Raw genomic sequence first — 15,644 nt, 5'->3', positions numbered from 1 at the left:
GGGGTTGCTACACGCTGTGGGCGTCATAGGCGAAGCGAGACGCACCCAAGGAAACCAGCAAACGGTGCTCCGCGATGCGTCCCGTTTCTGCAATATTCGGAGGTGGTCGGCCCGTGATATTGGCTATCGCTGCTGAGAGCTGGCGCGCCCTGGGCCAAAACCGCCTGCGAGCAGCGCTCACCATGCTGGGCATGGTGATCGGGGTTGCCTCCGTGGTCCTTATGCTGGCTATCGGTCAAGGCACCCAGACCACCGTCAACCAGGCCATCGCTAGCATGGGAAGCAACCTGATCGTCGTGGTCCCCGGGGCCACCACCCAAGGAGGCGTGCGCCTCGGCGCCGGCACTGCCGGCCCCCTCACGGTTGCCGACGCCGAGGCGATTGCCGCTCTGCCCCAGATCGCGGAAGTCGCCCCTATGCACAGCGGCGCATTGCAGGTCGTCTACGGCCCCAATAATTGGGGCACCAATGTCTACGGCGTCGTACCGGCTTTCTGGCGCATCCGCGGTTGGGACATTGAGGCCGGAGACGGGTTCACCGAATCGGAAGTGCGCTCGGCAGCGCGGGTCGCCGTGCTTGGCAAGGTGGTGGCCGAAAATCTTTTTGGCGCCGAAAACCCCGTGGGCAAGACCATACGGATCCGCGACCTTCCCTTCGTCGTGGTAGGTGTGCTCGCCCCCAAGGGCCAGAATCTGGACGGGCGCGACCAGGACGACACCGTTCATGTGCCGCTCACCACCGCCCAGCGCCAGCTCTTCGGCATGTCGGTGCCCGGGGCCATCCGCTTCCTGGTGGTCCAGGCCCGCTCGGCCGAGGTCATGGAGCAAGCGCAGGAAGAAATCCGCAGCCTCCTGCGCCAGCGCCGCCGCGTCGCGCAGGGTCAGGAAGACGACTTCACCGTGCGCAATCTTTCGGCCGTGGCCGAGACCGCAGCCCTGTCGGCCCGCACTCTCTCCCTCACGTTGGGGGCGATCGCCTCGATCTCCCTCGTCGTCGGGGGTATCGGCATCATGAACATCATGCTGGTCTCCGTCACCGAGCGCACGCGGGAAATCGGCATCCGTATGGCGGTGGGGGCCCGGCGCCAGGATATCCTGGCGCAGTTCTTGCTAGAAGCCGTCTTGATTTGCACCGTGGGAGGCCTGGCAGGGGCTGTTTTAGGGGTGGCCATCGCATGGATCCTCAGCGAAACTGCTCGTATGACGGTCGTGGTCAGCTTGAGCGCGATCGCCCTGTCCTTCGGTTTTGCCGCCGCTATCGGAGTCTTTTTCGGCCTCTATCCGGCGCAAAAGGCGGCAAGCCTCCCGCCAGTGGAGGCGTTGCGGCACGAGTGAGCCGCAACGCTCCCTGTGACTTATCCGAGTCGCCGCATGGCGGCGATCCATTTGCGTGAACGCCCGCCACCTCGCACGAAACACGCTCTACAGCTTGGCTGGACAGGGGGTGCCCCTGCTCCTAGCGCTTTTTGCCTTTCCTCTCTTGATCCAGCAGCTCGGCACCGACCGATTCGGTGCGCTGATGCTCCTCTGGGCCGTGCTCGGCTATTTCAGCCTGTTCGACCTCGGCATCAGCCGGGCGCTCATCAAGGTCGTGGCAGAAAACACCGCCGCCAGACAGGACGATCAGGTATCAGTGTTCCTCGGGACGGCCTTAGTGTTGACCGGCTGCCTCGGCATCGCAGCAGCGCTGTCGCTTGTCGCCGTGACGTCGTGGCTGGTGACCAGTACGTTGAGCATTCCTCTCGAGCTAGCGGAGGAAACCCGCCTCGCCCTATACATCCTGGCTACAAGTCTTCCCTTCCTCACCACCGCGGCAACCTTCAAAGGGCTGTTGGAAGGCAAGCAACGCTTCGGCGCTAGCAACGCCATTCAAGTCGGAATGGGTGCGGTCACGCTCCTGGGACCTCTCGCTGTTCTCCCGCTATCCTCGAGCCTCAGCGCAATCGCGTGGGTGCTCGTGGCCGGTCGAGTCGCTGCATGGATTGCCTATTTCGTCTCGTCCACCCGCTTGGTCCCAGAAGGGACATTGCACTTGATGCCGCAAGCTTACGCAGCAAGAGCCCTCTTCCGGATCGGCGGTTGGATGGCGATCTCGAGCGTGATTGGTCCCGTCATGGTTTATATGGACCGTTTCGTCATCGGCAGTGTGATTTCCTTGGCCGCCGTGGCGTACTACGTCACTCCCTACGAAGTCGTCACTAAGCTGTGGCTCATTCCTGGTGCCCTAGCCGCAGTGCTTTATCCCGCTTTTTCCGCCTCCTTTAATTCAGACCGCCATCGGACAGCGAGACTCTTCAGGCAAGGGCTCAAGTACGTTTTCATCGCTCTCTTTCCCGTGACTTTGGCGCTCTTGACCCTGTCCAGGGAAGTCCTCGAGCTATGGATAGACGTCGAGTTCGCACACAACAGTTATCGCGTTCTGCAAGTGCTGACAGTGGGCGTCCTGATCAACAGCCTGGCCCAGATTGCTTATGCCCTGGTGCAGGGCGCAGGAAGGCCCGATCTTACGGCCAAGTTCCATCTCGCCGAACTCCCCTTTTACCTGGCCGCTCTGGGATGGCTGGTTCCCGCCTACGGTGTCACGGGTGCGGCCCTTGCCTGGACCGGGCGGGTCATTGTGGATGCTGCATTGCTCTTTTATGCATCCGCGAAGCTCATCCCTATCGAAACAAAGCTTCGCATCAATCAGGCATGGCTGCCAGTCTCTCTGGCCGGCATCGGGCTCGCCGCCGGACTCGGCCTGGAAAACCTCATGGTCAAGCTAACGTTCTTGGGCATCGGCCTGCCAGTGCTCCTCGCCTGGTGCTGGCTACGTTGCTTCTCAGCAGATGAGCGCGCCGCGGTGCTCAACCTACTCCACCATTCCACCGTCAAATCATGAGCTTCTCGGATACGCAAATCAGAGCCTGTCCTGCTCCGCGCTGCTTTCTGTGCGGCGCGGAAGGAGATATTTTGTACCGCAGCTTGAAAGATCGACTGTTCGGCGCCCCAGGTCAATGGGACATGAGACGCTGCCCCGGCCGGGACTGCGGCGTATTGTGGCTCGATCCCATGCCCTTACCGGAGGACATCGGTCGCGCATATCAGGTGTATTACACCCATACTGAGACGAAGCGGCGCAGAAGCCCTTACTTGCAAAAGGTCTTTGACTTGGTGAGATCCGGATATCTTGCCTGGCAGTATGGATACCCTTCTAATGAGAACAAAATGGTGGAAAGTCTACTCGGGCAATTGATTCGATTACATCCCGCCCGCAGGGCAAGCCTGGATTTCGACGTGATGTATCTTCCTTACAAACCCGGCGGCAGGCTGTTGGAAATAGGCTGCGGAAGCGGAAAGCTGCTTGAATTCTTGAAATCTCTTGGCTGGGCTGTGCAAGGCGTGGATTTCGACCCCAATGCCGTCAACAACGCCCGCAACAAAGGATTGGAAGTACTACTGGGAACCCTGCAAAGCCAGCATCACCCGGACGGCTCCTTTGATGCTATCGTCATGAACCATGTCATCGAGCACGTTCACGATCCACAAAATCTACTTCGCGAATGCCACCGGATTCTACGAGATCATGGGCAACTCACCATTGCGACACCCAATGCCCAAAGTTTCGGGCATCGAATATTCAAGTCGAATTGGAGAGGTTTGGAACCTCCTCGCCATCTGCACGTGTTCACCTCACCCGCCTTACATCTGCTGGCAGAAAGAGCCGGTTTTTACCATCGGAAAGTGTTGGTCACTGCCCGCGGCGCACGCGAAATCTACCTCGCTAGTCAAAGCAACAAACAGAGGTTGGCATCACGGCAACGAAGCCCATTTGAAATTATAAAGGCAGTCGGTTTTCAGCTGGCAGAACTAGGAGCTTGCATCCTGCAGAAAAACGCGGGTGAAGAGATCATCATGATCGCCTGGAAATGATTACTTGCACGCTTGTGGACGATAGAGCTCGGGAATAGTTCCACTGTAGCAAGCCCACCGCGCTCCATTGTCGCTCGACATGACCAGCGTCCGGCCGGAGATCTCCGGCGCAACGTTGGTAGTACGCATTGTCGCCACCACCTCGATGATCCCTGTGGCGCCGACCGCTCCCACAAGCTCTACTTTATCCACATATTTGCCGGTCGTCGTTTCGATGACCGAGCTTGCCTCGGTTGGCCATCGTCCCTTGTCTGAATAGAACTCCGCAAGTGGCGCTCGCACAGCGCCAGTGAGCACCACGGCTTCGGACACCTGCGCCCTTGCGTGATAATCTCGATAAGCAGGTATGGCAATCGCCGACAGAATCCCAATGACTGCCACCACGATCATCAACTCGATCAAGGTGAAGCCCTTTACTTCCCAAGACATGTTTTGCCCCTCAGCGTCAGCTCCCGAGCCTCAGATCTTGTTGAAACACGGGCTTATCAAGCTTTAGGCAAGGTCCATGCCAGTTAAAGAAGCTTAACAAAGGGCCTTTCTAATGCAGAAAAAGGGCAAATAACGGACAACCAGACAATCAGGATTAGGCTTTGTAGGCTTTTTTCCCAGAGAGCTCTTCGAATAGCTGGACATATTTTGGAACGATCGCGTCTTCCGAAAATAGCCTAACTGCTCGTTCCCGCCCCGCTTCGCCCATACGCCTGCACAACGCTGGATCTTCCGCGAGCCTTCGGCAAGCCTCGACGAAAGCATTTACGTTATCCGGCTCACACAAGATCCCGCATACGCCATTTTCCACTACTTCCGGCAGCGAGCTCGAATTAGAAGCGATCACCGGCTTCCCGCAAGCCATAGCTTCCAGAGCTGCATATCCAAATCCTTCGAAACGGGAAGGAAATAACAGCGCGTCGCAATCTTGGTAGATTTCGATTAGTTTCTCTTCTATCAACTTCCCTAAAGGAATCATGTTGGACAGTGAGCCTGCCCTCATGCTGGATCTCAGCCCGCTCGTATAAAAAAGCTCGAAATCTTCCCCCAGTGCTTCCATGATGGGTACCAGCAGGTCCGCGCCCTTTCGCCGGGAAAAGTTGCCAACGTATAGCAGACGAAAAGGGCGTCTTCTCCGTGCTGTTCCGATTGAAGGTTCGGGCTTGAACTTCTCTACATCAACCCAGTTATGAATGACGCGCACTTGCTTGTATCCTAGGAACGCTCTCAAGCCGCTGGCGGTAAACTCGCTGACAGCCACTACAGCATCTGCCTTTGCGAAGGACGCCTGTTCGTAGGATTTGATCAGCATACGATGATAAAAATATTGCGGAAACGATCGGTATGAATGATAAAGCGGGTCAAAAACACAGTGATGCTCAACGATAACAAGCGGAATGTCAGGGCGCTTGAATGCGTAGCCATTCCAAGAATTGGCTAGTATCACATCAGCGTCTGACGGTGCACAAGCCCTCCGCAGAAGAAATGGGGCAAACTCGAACCATCTTGAATACCATCGAATTTCCGCTCCAATATTTCGTTTCCTTAGTGCGTCGGCTAGTCGGGTAGTGTACACATCGGCTCCCGAGCTAGCACGGATCGTCGGAAACCAAGCTTTCATTCGTCCGCCGTCCGCTCGATTCCTTTACGGATTCCGTAGCTTGAACGGTAACCAAGACAACACAAAAGCGTAAAGAGGGATTGCGCTGCGATATCGGACGCATCGTATGAAGGCTCTGGCAGTCAAAGCTAGCAACTTACACAGCACCATAAATGGAATTTCCACTGGCCACCACCAGGTTTTTAACGCAAGCAAGATGTGTGCACGAGCCAAATGATATTCGTAAAACAGCCCGGCTTTGGAGGACGACGCCCCGCCCTCATGTAGAACAAGCGCGTCTCGGAGACACTTTATTTCTTTCCTTGCTCTGAAGAGCTGCCAGCCTAGGGCCGCATCCTCGCCATACATGAAAAACTCCTCGTCCAGGAGTTTTCCAGAACCGGCAAGCTCTTTCTTGAACATCAGACAACAACCACTAAGGTAGGGAAAGGCGAGAGGGTTTCTGCGCCTGGTGAGCAGACCGAAGTAACGCTGATACCACACCAGGGCCTGTTCCTCGCCTGATACAGAGAAAATGGAAGGAGCAACGAGGCAAAGCTTTGGATCGTTATCGAGTGCTTGCCTTAGCCTAGAGACTAGATTAAGGGTCGCCTCCGCATCGTTATTAATCAGAAGATAGTAGTCATATAACGTGTTGTTGCCAGCAACATGCTGCAAAGCAAAGTTCACCCCTTTCGCGAATCCGAGATTCTCTCCTGGCGTGAGGAGACAAATAGTGAATTCCGGGCCCTTGCGGCGTATTGAATCTAGTGCTTCCGTCAGCTCTTGTGATGCCTTGGCGTCGCTTGAATTATCAACGACGATGACATGATCTATCCCCTGGCCGATCAGCGAGCTTAGACATTTGGCAGTCTTTTGCGCACCGCGGTAATCGAGGACAATGGCGCAAATACTCTTATGATTGCTCTTAGTTGAATCTAGTTTTCCTGCGGACATGACTTGGCCAAGACATCAATCAGCCGTGTATAACGGGAGGAGATTACTTCCCAATCAAACCGGGTCAAGACATGCCGCCTGCCTTCTCGAGCGAGATGCTTGCGAAGATCTGGATTGTCTAAAAGTTTGATCACTTTTGATGCAAGATCTGAGCTGTCCCGCTCACGAGCCGTTAGGCCGGTTACTCCATCGATGACTACTTCCCGAATGGCCGGAAGATCAAAAGCCACAACCGGGCATTCGCAAGCCAAAGCCTCCGCAAGTACTAGCCCCAGCCCTTCTTGGTCGCCACTCTTCGCGATGACCGACGGCGCGACAAACACGGTCGCCCGGCGATACAGGCGAGGAAGGTCGACATTGGGGATAGCTCCCTCAAAAACGACTTTGTCCGAGATTCCAAGCTCCCGGGCCAGAGACCGAAGGCGGTGTTCTTCCGGCCCGCTTCCCACCACAGAAAGTTTCGCTTGCGGATAACTCGCCAGGATAGCGGGCATTGCTTCGAATAGGTAAGCCAGACCTTTTTTTTCGACCAGCCTGCCCACGAACAAGAGTTCGTGATTACTCCTTGCTTCATACTCACTCGGGGTAAAAAGCGCGCAAGCATCTACCCCCATAGAGACGACGTGCAAAGACTCCTCTTGGGCTCCAAGCCTCACCGCCTCCTCAGCCATCGAACGGCTCACCACCGTCAACGCATCTACCCGACCGAGAACCACCTGCTTCAACCGGATCAACCAGGCATTCTTCAGGCCATAAAGATCCCCACCATGGGACGTGCAAAGAAGAGGAAGTCGTTTTCTGAGAAAAAATCTGGCCAATACGGCAATCAGCCCTTGAGGTATCAACCAATGGGCGTGGATGACGTCGAACCTCTTTTCGCCCATGATTCTCATCAAGCTGAGTAGTTGGAAAAGAAAAAAGAAAGGCACCTGTAAGTAAAGCCATTTGTTTCTCTGTAATTTCGCCAGAATACCCCCCTCGTACGCCAGCTTTTGCCACTTGGGAAAAAAGTAGCGAAAGCGCACTACCTCGACGCCCGCGATAATCTCTCGCCGTGCTGCGCCAGCAGCGTGGGGAGCCAAAACCAGGACATCGAAGCATCTAGCGAGCCGTCGGCAGAGCTCATAAACAAATGGCGGCTCGTGATCTCCCTCCCAGCGCGGGAACGTAGAAGTCAGTACGAGAACACGGCAGCGGGTAACTTCAGCGGTCACTGTCCTTGTAGTTGAGATTCGTGATCTGCTCAGAGACGAGTCCCATGAGAAAAATGAGAATCGACGTGATGAACAGCAGCGCCGACATGTTAGTAAAGCGATGGAAGCTCAGAAAAGTATAAAGGTAATATCCGAGTCCGGTGAGGAAGAAAAAAGCGCTCGCTGGAACGAAGAGCTTAAGCGGAGAATAAAGGGTGCCAATCTTGAAAATGATGAGCAAGAATCGAAACCCGTCCCGAAACAGCCGCAAGTGGCTTTTACCGATGCGGGGAGGTGCCACAATGGGCACGTAGGCTACCGGATAACCTGCCCGGAAAAAACTCATGGTGATAGTGGTAGGATAAGAAAAACCGTTCGGCAGAAGGTACAAAAACTTTCGGAACTTCTCCGCTTTCACGACCCTAAAGCCGGAAGTCAGATCCGCCACCTGCTGGCCCACCATCCAGCTCGCCAGCCGATTGTAAAACCTGTTGGCGATGGCCCGGTGAGCCCCAGCCTGGGAGCTCCCATCTCGGGCGCCCACGACCATGTCGTAGCCTTCCGCCAACTTCTCCAGCAACTTGGCGATATCTTCTGGACGGTGCTGTCCGTCGGCATCCATGAAGACCAACACCTCACCCCGCGCTGCCCGGGCGCCCGTCTTAACCGCAGCGCCATTACCCATGTGGTAGGGGTGGGCAATCCGCTTCACGCCATGGCGCTGGCACAAGTCCGCCGTTTCGTCTTCCGATGCGTCATCCACCAACAGAATCTCGGATTCCGGATAACGCTGCCGCAAGGCCGGCAATAAGTTCTTCAAGCTAGCCGCCTCGTTGCGTGCAGGAATGACGATGCTCAAGGTTTTGGGAGCCATGTGTGCACTTCTCGTTTCTCTATGGCCACCCAAAATTATGCCGCCTACAGAGCCCCTTTGTCCCGTAGAATTGCGCGCTCTAGGGCGGCAATATTCGCCAACTGCAAATCTCGCTTGATGGGAAACGCACTTACCGCTTGCCGCGCCTTTTCAACGTAGCGCAAAGCGTCATCGTATAACCCGGCGCTCGCAAGCAAATCTGCCTGAAAGAATGCTATATCGACACGGGGACTCTTCATATATGCTCTATCTAGAGCCTTGATAGCATTGTCTAGATACCCCATGTTTGCATATAGCCGGCCCGCCAATAAACTCAGATTATCTAGGTGTGCTGCATACTTTGGATTCTGCACCAGCGCGTCAATGAGCTCCAGGACGTGCGCGTCGCTGATCCGGATGCATTCCCCTTTTTCCTTTGCCGTTACGATCACATCCAGGGACGCCACGGGAGCATTTGAAAAACGGGCATTTTTAAGATTCTGTAGGAGAGTTTGCTGGTTTGGTAACTCTATTGAACCGTCGTAACAGCCAACACTTAACCAGGCAACATAACTCCCAACGTCTCTAGGAAATTTCTTTCCCATTTCTCGATATATTGCCGCTGCTTTCTGATACTCTTTTAAAGCTTGCCAGATGCCCGCCAGACGTTCCTGGGCTCGGATAGAATATGGCTTTTCCTTGGCCCAGGTATACGCCTGCCTCACCGGATCTCCCCACAGCCGAGCCTCATTGAATGTGATGGCAGCGAGGATCGAGAGATACAAAACGGGGAAAAACCGCAGTGCCCGTTTCACCGGTATGGACTTGATTCTTTCCACCAAATCGACCCCGTAAAAACTCAAGGCGAAAACAGGCCCAGCCATGGGCAGGTAATTCCGGTGCTCAAAGTAAAGCTCCAGCGGGAATATCGTGGATTCCAGCAAATGGCCAATAAAAAACCAGAGCAGACCAAACGAAAAGACCGGTGCGCGGCGTCTGGTAGCAAAGGCGAGGACAACGAGACCCACGATCAGGAAAACGGACCCCAGCGTGGTGACGGGGGCAAGCAGTCCTCGAGAGGGAGCATAGTCATCGTGGTATAGCCCCAGCGCGCTCGGGACGGGCGCCACGGTCAAGCCCAGGTATTCCACCAACACCCTCGCCTGGGTCATCAGTCGTTCGATGAGCGTGAAATCCCGGATGGCATAAGGCCCCAGTACCATCGTGTCGAAGCGCCAGATTACCACCAAGGCAAGCAAGGCGACCGGCCCGTATAGGAAAATGAGCTTCCATGCCCGCCAGCCGGACGGAGATGGAAAGCCCCGCAGCAGAGTAGCTTCCATGGAAAGCGCCAGCAGGCAGATTAAGATTCCGTTTTCTTTGCTCAGCGTCGCCAGCAGACCGAACAGACCGACTCCTAGGGAAATCCACAAGTAGCCGGAGCGCAGTCTCCCCGCTTGCTGATATTCACGCCCGTGGAGATAAAAAAGAAGCCCGACCAGCGTGAACAAGGCCGACAACTGGGTCATGCGCTGAACGACGTACAGGGTCGTGGAAACCAGCAATGGGTGCAGCAGCCAGATGCTCACTGCGATGAGGCCAATGAGGAGATTCCGCCGCCCGGGGATGCCTGTCAAGCGGCCGAGCTTCAGCCAGAGCCAGAACAGGAGGCACCCGTTCAACAGGTGGAGCAGTACGTTGACATACTTGAATGCAGCGACATTACGAGGCCAGTCGGCGTGCTGAAGTGCGAAACTGGCAAGGGACAGTGGTCGTCCGGCCTCACTGCTAATGCCAGATAGAACAGGAAGCAGCCACTCAGTGGACGACCGAGAGGAAAGTTGCCCCAGAAAGCGCAGGTTCTGAAAGTCGTCAAGGAGAAAATCTCCTTTCAGCCCCGGCCAATAGAGGAGCGCGGTAAGAAGAACAAGAACCCAAAAAATTGCTCCTGGGATTAGCTCGGTCCGAAGAAGCTCTTCCCGCTTAAACGCGGTACACGCCGCAGGGCAAGCCGAACCAAATGAGTCAGTTATCATCGCCAGAAGGATTTATGATCGCCATCAACACTTTCGAGGACGACAGCTGACCATCAATTTGAAAAAACATCTCTGCAAAAAAAGAACAGCCTGCACGATTTCTCGGGCAGGCTGTTGTGATCGAAGATAATTACCGGCACGAAGCGGGCAGGTACTTGGCATCAACCGGTGCAGTACCATCACTCTTGCAAGTCCAGGTCCTACCGCCGTCCGCCGTTTCCAATACAACGGTCTTGCTTTGAATTGCTGAATTTACCCCGCTCGCTCGCATTGTCGCTTGCAACGCAAGGGTCGAGCCAGAAGGCGTGCCGCTATAAGCAATCGCTGCCACGTATTTCCCGGAAAGGGTGTTCATGACGGAGGCCGGATTAGCAGGCCACGTGCCCTTGTCGGCGTACCACTCAGCAAGCGGCGTCTTGCCGCCCGCCAGGAGCTCCACCGCTTCGGACATCTGCGCCCGGGCCGTATAGTCCTGGTAGGCGGGGATCGCGATAGCGGCCAGAATGCCGATGATCGCTACCACGATCATCAGCTCGATCAACGTGAAACCTTTTTGCAACTGTTTCATAAAACGCTCCTTTTCACCGAAAAAGACCCAAGGGACACACTCCCAGCCTGGGGTTGAGCAAGGTGCATGCCAAGCCGCTCAGGAATCTTCCGGGTTTATCTTTTTTTACAACATCGTGCCGAGGAGCACTCGAGCGCTGCCCTCCTGGCGCAGTTGCGCGCTTTCCTCTCAAGAAAATGGGGGCTGGAGGAGATCCATTGGAGCCCAAGGTTCTTCTTGGGCCGGCTGAGCAAGGTCTGGGGTGGCCGGCTGAACAACAGAAAGGGGCCCATGGCTTTGGTGGACCCCCGCGGACAGGCAAAAACTGACGCTCTTCGTCACTTTCTATCAGCCGCGAAGGCATGCGGATCGTAGCCAGGAATGCTCGCCTCATCCACCGTGTCGATCTGTTCAGGCTCCAGGAATTCCCGGGCATAACGCAGATAGACTTTTTCCCGTACGAAGACCTGAAACAGATCTGGGTCGATGTGGCCATTTAAGGCGAGTCGGCCTAGGATGGAAAGGGCTTCGCTCAAAGTCTTGCCCCGCTTGTAGGGCCGGTCCGCCGCCGTCAACGCTTCGAAGATGTCGGCAATCGCCATCATCCGGGCCTGAACCGACATCTGATCCTTAGTGAGCCCCCGCGGGTATCCCTTGCCATCCACCCGCTCGTGATGTCCGCCCGCATATTCTGGGACGTTCTTTAAGTGGGCAGGCCAAGGCAAGGATTCCAGCATGCGGATGGTGACCACGATGTGATGGTTAATGATCTCCCGCTCCTTGGTGGTGAGAGTCCCCTTTTCGACGGTGAGATTTTCGATCTCGTCGTCGGTGAGAAATGGTGTTTCTTTGCCGGTCGCATCGATCCACCTGTACCGTGATGCTATCTGATGCACTCGCGCCTGATCCTCGGGCCGCATGGCTTCGACCCCAAGGTTGCACTTCCTCAGAAAGTTCCGATCCGCCTCGATTTGGGTCAGCCGTTCCCGGTAATCCCGTTCGAGGGATGCACGCGCTTTCGCCGGAGGGGCATTCCCCAACTTCAAGCCGGTAACACTCGGATAGGGCGCCGAAGCATATCCAACAGATTCATAGGGTGTGTTGAGCGCGGCGAAATGCGCCGATTCCTCCGGCCTGTCGCTGCCGTGGTGCAGCGAGGCGTACCTCATCAGTTTTGGCGAAGAACGGGGGAGAGAGGTCGCGCCCAGGGCCAGGAGCTGGCGAAGCATAGCGATTTCTGCATCTCGCTTGAGCACCTCGAACCGGGTGTCGATCAAATGGATGCGGTCGAAGATCGTTTGCAGCTTGGTGGCCTTATCGACGATATGTACGGGGGTCGTGATCTTGCCACAATCGTGCAAGAGCCCCGCGATCTTGAGTTCGTACCGATCGGCATCGGTCATTTTGAAATCTTTAAACGGACCCGCATCGGTTCTGCATACTGCATCGGCGAGCATCATGGTCAAGACCGGAACGCGCTGGCAATGGCCCCCCGTGTAAGGGGACTTCTCATCGATGGCTGCGTTGATAAGACTGATGAACGATTCGAACAGCTTTTCCAGCTGATCGATGAGCTGCCGGTTTGTAATCGCAATTGCAGCTTGGGAGGCCAGCGATTCGGCCAGACGTTGATCTGCATCGGAAAAGGGAACAATTTCGCCAGTCGAGCGATCTTTGGCGTTGATGAGCTGCAGAACGCCAATGGTCTGCTTCTCGTGGTTTTTCATTGGCACCGCGAGAAAGGACTTCGAGCGATAGCCGGTTTTCGCGTCGAAACTCCGGGTGCCGGAAAAATCGAAACCCTCTGCCGCATAGGCGTCCGGGATGTTCACTGTTTCACCGCGCAGCGCGGCGAAGGCGACCACCATGGAGTTATTGGGTTGCCCGGCACTGTCGTAGAGTCGTACTGGATAAAAAGGAATGGGCACGCCGCTCGTGCCCCCCATGGCGATTCCTAGGGCGTCATTCTGCACCAGCTCGAAGCGCAAGCGCTCCCCGTCCTCCATCAGATACAGGGTGCCGGCTTCGGCATGGGTAATACGCTTTGCCGCCTTTAAAATTGCTTCCAGTAGGCGGCTCAAGTCCTTTTCTCTGCTGAGGGCAGCACCGACCGCGTTTAGCTCTTCGAGCCTTACCAGCAGATCATGAACAGAAAACCCGCTCATGCCGGCTACTTGATGCACACCGCCCGTACCGAGTGCATGTCGGTAATTCCTTGTAGGACTTTCTCGATCCCGTCTTGCTTCAGGGTGCGCATGCCTTCGTCCAGGGCCGTGACCAGCATCTCGGCCACGCGGGAATGACTTTGAATGTGGTGCTTGATTGCATCCGTACCCACCAACAACTCGTGCAACCCCACACGCCCGCGGTAGCCGGTTCCCCCGCAGTTCTCGCAGCCGACAGGATCGTACAAAGTAATCTGCCCCTTCTGGTCCCCGTACTTGCGCGTCCATTCGGCGTAGATACCCTTCATTGCTGCTGCCGGGTCTTTCTTGAACCACTCCAGGTTTTTGAGCTCTTCCGTATACTCGTTCAACAGCCGCTTGACGTCTTCCTGGCCGGCAGCCCGGGGCCGTTTGCATTGGGTGCACAACCGCTTTGCCAAGCGCTGCGCCAGAATGCCGAGCAGCGCGTCGGCGAAATTAAACGGATCCATTCCCATGTCGAGAAGGCGAACAATAGATTCCGGCGCGCTGTTGGTATGCAACGTGGCAAAGACGAGATGACCCGTGAGGGATGCCTCGATGCCGATGCTGGTAGTCTCCTTATCGCGCATCTCTCCCACCATGATGATGTCCGGGTCGGCTCGCAGGAAGGAGCGCATGGCAGTGGCGAAAGTGAGTCCTGCCTTGGGATTGATCTGTACCTGGCGCAGGCCCTTCTGGGTGATTTCTACCGGGTCCTCGGCAGTCCAGATCTTATTCTCCGGGGTGTTCAGGTGTTTCAGGATAGAATGCAGCGTAGTGGTCTTGCCCGAACCGGTGGGGCCACAGACGAAGAACAGGCCGTAGGGCTTCTCGATGCATTCCAAGAGACGCTTTCGATTGTGCTCAAGTAGTCCCAGCTTGTCCAAGGGAATCGGCTCTCCAGCAGCCAGGATGCGCATGACTACATCTTCCATGCCGCCTGCCGTCGGAATCGTGGCAACGCGCAACTCGATGTCCAGGGGCCCGAACTTTTTAAACTTTATTTTCCCGTCCTGAGGCCTGCGCTTCTCGGAAATATCGAGATCGCACATGATCTTGATTCGAGTCACGATGGCATTACGATAGCTCGCTGGAACTTCGATGTATGGCATGAGGGAACCATCGCGTCGGAAGCGGATTTCCGTCTTCCCTTTCCCAGGATAAGGTTCAATATGGATATCCGACGCCCCCATGTTATAGGCATCGATGATAATCTTGTTGACAAGCCTTACTAACTCGTTGTCCGCTGCGGCGGAAATATCATCGGCCGAAAGCCCGTAATCGTCCGCCGAATCCTCGTCCAGATTGGAAAGCAGGTCGCCGATCGACCCGAGGTCGCCTTCCCCGTAGAACAAATCTACCGTCTTGCGGAATTCCCGCCGCGTGCAGACCCGGTAAACCAAGCGGTGCTTGGGGAATACATTGTTGACAATGCGAGAGGCGCGAACCCGTTCTGGGTCGGTGGTGAGGATCACTAGCCCCTCTTTGGTCTCTTCAATGGGTAGCCAACCGTTTTCTTCGACGTACTCCCGTCGCAAGTTGCGGAGCAGGTCGAAAGGCTTTACCCGATCCGGGTTGTACGGCTCATAGGGAACTCCGAAAAACACTGACAAGGACTTGCCCAGCGAAGGGAGCTTCACCTGGAACTCGTCGATCAGCACATCCTCAATGTCAAGCCCCTTCCGCCGGGCCGAGCGCATGGCGAGGTCGTATTCTGGGGCGGAAATGATCCCGTCCGCGATCAGTTGATCGTACTTGGTTTTGATGACTTGGAGCGCGCTCTGCCGCTGCCGGAAAGCAATCGCCAGCGTTTTAGCGAGCTCCGTAAGGCCCTCGGCTGCTACTTGCGAGAACGGCTGGCCGGAACGGGTGTTAATGAGCTGGACAACCCCGATTAGTTCGTTATCGTTAGCGTCCAAAATGGGGGCCACTAGCATCTGTCGGGTGCGATAGCCGGTGCGCCGATCCACCTCATGCAGAAAGTGCAGATGAGGGCTCAAGCGTCGCAGTTCCTGTTCGTCGTACACGTCCCGAATGTTGACGAGCCTCTTGCTCAAGGCAACGTAGCCTGCGACGCTCTGCTCGGAGATGGGAAGCTTGAGATCTTTGAAAGAATTAAGACCCGTTTTAACCTTGGAAACAATAGATTGTTTGTCTTCGCTCAGAAGATAAATCGTTAGCCGGTCGGCCTCGAACAAATCACAAATGTCCTTGCTCACCTCGAACATAATTTCGTCGATGTTATAGGTGGCATGGATCTTGTTTGTAACCGCTTGCAAGTTGCGCGTAAAGCCAAGCTTGGCGGTGATTTCTCCTAACTGTTCCTGGGAATTCTGGGATTGCAGGATCGTGCTCATCGCATCTACCCCCACC

At 55.7% G+C, this 15,644-nt stretch carries 12 protein-coding genes; 3 read left to right on the top strand and 9 right to left on the bottom strand.

Annotated features, from left to right (window positions below; translation table 11 throughout):
* Positions 1 to 113: 113 nt before the first annotated feature.
* The 3 genes from V7Q81_RS00180 to V7Q81_RS00170 are packed head-to-tail and all read left to right on the top strand — an operon-like array spanning position 114 to position 3,911.
* Complete coding sequence (locus V7Q81_RS00180) at positions 114 to 1,334, top strand: ABC transporter permease (protein WP_333839130.1); 1,221 nt, start codon at positions 114 to 116, stop codon at positions 1,332 to 1,334.
* A 55-nt stretch (positions 1,335 to 1,389) separates the two neighbouring features.
* A complete protein-coding gene (locus V7Q81_RS00175; RefSeq protein WP_333839128.1) occupies positions 1,390 to 2,880 on the top strand; it encodes a flippase in 1,491 nt (496 codons plus the stop codon).
* Positions 2,877 to 3,911, top strand: a complete 1,035-nt coding sequence (locus V7Q81_RS00170; protein WP_333839126.1) for a class I SAM-dependent methyltransferase — start codon at positions 2,877 to 2,879, stop codon at positions 3,909 to 3,911. Before V7Q81_RS00175 ends, V7Q81_RS00170 begins: the two co-directional genes overlap by 4 nt.
* Here the strand turns inward: V7Q81_RS00170 and V7Q81_RS00165 are convergent, their stop codons facing one another.
* The 9 genes from V7Q81_RS00165 to V7Q81_RS00125 form a co-directional block, all read right to left on the bottom strand.
* The gene (locus V7Q81_RS00165; protein ID WP_333839124.1) at positions 3,912 to 4,340 is read right to left on the bottom strand and encodes a pilin; all 429 of its coding nucleotides are present in this window, start codon (positions 4,338 to 4,340) and stop codon (positions 3,912 to 3,914) included.
* Positions 4,341 to 4,494: 154 nt separating this feature from the next.
* Positions 4,495 to 5,520: a glycosyltransferase family 4 protein gene (locus V7Q81_RS00160; protein WP_333839122.1), complete on the bottom strand. Its 1,026-nt coding sequence runs from the start codon at positions 5,518 to 5,520 to the stop codon at positions 4,495 to 4,497.
* 24 nt (positions 5,521 to 5,544) lie between these two features.
* On the bottom strand, positions 5,545 to 6,456 hold the full coding sequence (locus V7Q81_RS00155; RefSeq protein WP_333839120.1) for a glycosyltransferase family 2 protein: 912 nt from the start codon (positions 6,454 to 6,456) through the stop codon (positions 5,545 to 5,547).
* A complete protein-coding gene (locus V7Q81_RS00150) occupies positions 6,438 to 7,670 on the bottom strand; it encodes a glycosyltransferase family 4 protein (RefSeq protein WP_333839118.1) in 1,233 nt (410 codons plus the stop codon). The genes V7Q81_RS00155 and V7Q81_RS00150 overlap by 19 nt, the downstream gene beginning before the upstream one ends.
* Positions 7,660 to 8,523: a glycosyltransferase family 2 protein gene (locus tag V7Q81_RS00145; protein WP_333839116.1), complete on the bottom strand. Its 864-nt coding sequence runs from the start codon at positions 8,521 to 8,523 to the stop codon at positions 7,660 to 7,662. The genes V7Q81_RS00150 and V7Q81_RS00145 overlap by 11 nt, the downstream gene beginning before the upstream one ends.
* A gap of 44 nt (positions 8,524 to 8,567) precedes the next feature.
* Positions 8,568 to 10,538, bottom strand: a complete 1,971-nt coding sequence (locus V7Q81_RS00140; RefSeq protein WP_333839114.1) for a tetratricopeptide repeat protein — start codon at positions 10,536 to 10,538, stop codon at positions 8,568 to 8,570.
* Between the two features lie 130 nt (positions 10,539 to 10,668).
* Positions 10,669 to 11,106, bottom strand: a complete 438-nt coding sequence (locus tag V7Q81_RS00135; RefSeq protein WP_333839112.1) for a pilin — start codon at positions 11,104 to 11,106, stop codon at positions 10,669 to 10,671.
* Positions 11,107 to 11,423: 317 nt separating this feature from the next.
* Positions 11,424 to 13,250, bottom strand: coding sequence for an HD domain-containing phosphohydrolase (locus V7Q81_RS00130; RefSeq protein WP_333839110.1), 1,827 nt, complete (start codon positions 13,248 to 13,250; stop codon positions 11,424 to 11,426).
* 5 nt (positions 13,251 to 13,255) lie between these two features.
* Positions 13,256 to 15,628 (bottom strand): GspE/PulE family protein, encoded by a 2,373-nt coding sequence (locus V7Q81_RS00125; RefSeq protein ID WP_333839208.1) that lies wholly within the window; start codon positions 15,626 to 15,628, stop codon positions 13,256 to 13,258.
* Positions 15,629 to 15,644 lie beyond the last annotated feature (16 nt).

Origin of the sequence: Pelomicrobium sp., assembly GCF_036803785.1 — a bacterium.
GTDB lineage: Bacteria > Pseudomonadota > Gammaproteobacteria > Burkholderiales > UBA6910 > Pelomicrobium.
This window is presented reverse-complemented; position numbering and strand designations above follow the sequence as displayed.

Bases quoted from the DNA above. Each gene is read 5' to 3' on its own strand.
- V7Q81_RS00135 (WP_333839112.1), bottom strand. From the start codon at position 11,106: ATGAAACAGTTGCAAAAAGGTTTCACGTTGATCGAGCTGATGATCGTG.
- V7Q81_RS00165 (WP_333839124.1), bottom strand. From the start codon at position 4,340: ATGTCTTGGGAAGTAAAGGGCTTCACCTTGATCGAGTTGATGATCGTG.
- V7Q81_RS00140 (WP_333839114.1), bottom strand. From the start codon at position 10,538: ATGATAACTGACTCATTTGGTTCGGCTTGCCCTGCGGCGTGTACCGCG.
- V7Q81_RS00145 (WP_333839116.1), bottom strand. From the start codon at position 8,523: ATGGCTCCCAAAACCTTGAGCATCGTCATTCCTGCACGCAACGAGGCG.
- V7Q81_RS00160 (WP_333839122.1), bottom strand. From the start codon at position 5,520: ATGAAAGCTTGGTTTCCGACGATCCGTGCTAGCTCGGGAGCCGATGTG.
- V7Q81_RS00170 (WP_333839126.1), top strand. From the start codon at position 2,877: ATGAGCTTCTCGGATACGCAAATCAGAGCCTGTCCTGCTCCGCGCTGC.
- V7Q81_RS00125 (WP_333839208.1), bottom strand. From the start codon at position 15,628: ATGAGCACGATCCTGCAATCCCAGAATTCCCAGGAACAGTTAGGAGAA.
- V7Q81_RS00155 (WP_333839120.1), bottom strand. From the start codon at position 6,456: ATGTCCGCAGGAAAACTAGATTCAACTAAGAGCAATCATAAGAGTATT.
- V7Q81_RS00130 (WP_333839110.1), bottom strand. From the start codon at position 13,250: ATGAGCGGGTTTTCTGTTCATGATCTGCTGGTAAGGCTCGAAGAGCTA.